Origin of the sequence: Caldovatus aquaticus (assembly GCF_019458025.1) — a bacterium.
Classification (GTDB): domain Bacteria; phylum Pseudomonadota; class Alphaproteobacteria; order Acetobacterales; family Acetobacteraceae; genus Caldovatus; species Caldovatus aquaticus.
In genome coordinates, this window is record NZ_JAHZUY010000128.1 from 1 (window position 1) to 1,195 (window position 1,195).

The window sequence follows — 1,195 nt, forward strand, 5'->3', positions numbered from 1 at the left end:
ATACCCGGCGCGCAAAGTTCTGACTTTTGGGGTTGAGCCGACGCGGGCGTTCGTGATTCATCGGCGTGGAGCGGACCATGCGGGCGCTGATGATCCGGGAGGATGTGCCGCCGGGTGAACTTCGGCGGCTGGCCAAGACCGAGGACGACCCGCGTGTGTTGCGGCGCGTGCTGGCGATTGCCGCGGCGCTGGGCGGCATGAGCCGGGAGGCTGCGGCGCGCATTGCGGGGATGGACCGGCAGACGCTGCGGGACTGGGTAATCCGTTACAACCGTGGCGGCCCGGCCGGGCTGTCGGACCATTGGGGCGATGGCCGCCCCTGCAGGCTGGCGGAGGGCCAACAGGCGACGCTGAAGGCGATCGTGCTGCAGGGGCCGGACCCGGAGAGGGATGGGGTCTCGACCTGGCGGCTGGTGGACCTGTGCCGGATCGTGCGGGAGCGCTTCGGCGTGACCTACAGCGAGACCGGCATGGGACGGCTGATGCACGACCTCGACCTGTCCTGGCAGACACCGCGGCCGCGGCACGCCGAGACGGACCGCGCCGCCCGGGAGGCATTCGAAAAAAGGGCTTCGCCGCCGCGCTGTCGCAGATCGCGGCCGACCACCCCGAGGCCGAGCGCATCGAGGTCTGGTTCCAGGACGAGGCCCGCGTAGGCCAGAAGGGCCGCATGGTCCGCCGCCGGTTCCAGCGCGGCATGCGGCCGAGGATGGTCAAGGGTCAGCGCTGCCGCTCGGCCTGCATCTTCGGCGCGGTCTGCCCCGCCCGCGACACCGGCGCCGCGCCGGTGCTGACCCACGTCTCGGTCGCGGCGATGAACCTGCTGCTCGAGGAGGTCGCCGCGCAACTGCCGGCCGGCACACACGCGGCGATGCTGATCGGCAACGCCGGCTGGCACACCGCGCACGACCTTCGGGTGCCGCCGAATATCACGCTCGTCCGCCTGCCGCCCTACTCGCCCGAGCTGAACGCCATCGAGAAGGTCCGGCAGTATCTGCGCGACCGCTACCTGGCGGGGCGGCCGCTCCCCGGCACGCGGGCCGTCATCGAGGCCTGCCGTGCCGCCTGGAACAACCTCATCGCCGAGGCCGGACGGATCCGACCGCTCGCCGACTTCGAGGGGGCACGAAAGGTCAATCCATAGTGCGCTTGGTTGGTATTGCGGGCTAGGTCCGGATGGAGGCCGCCGGCGGCG

At 71.3% G+C, this 1,195-nt stretch carries 1 protein-coding gene; it reads left to right on the top strand.

Translation table 11 applies throughout. The features are described 5' to 3' along the window. Nucleotides 1–77 precede the first annotated feature (77 nt). A protein-coding gene (locus K1J50_RS18770) for an IS630 family transposase (RefSeq protein ID WP_220119270.1) occupies nucleotides 78–1,144 on the top strand; the annotation gives its coding sequence in 2 pieces (ribosomal slippage) (nucleotides 78–560 and nucleotides 563–1,144; 1,065 coding nt in all). Nucleotides 1,145–1,195: the final 51 nt, after the last annotated feature.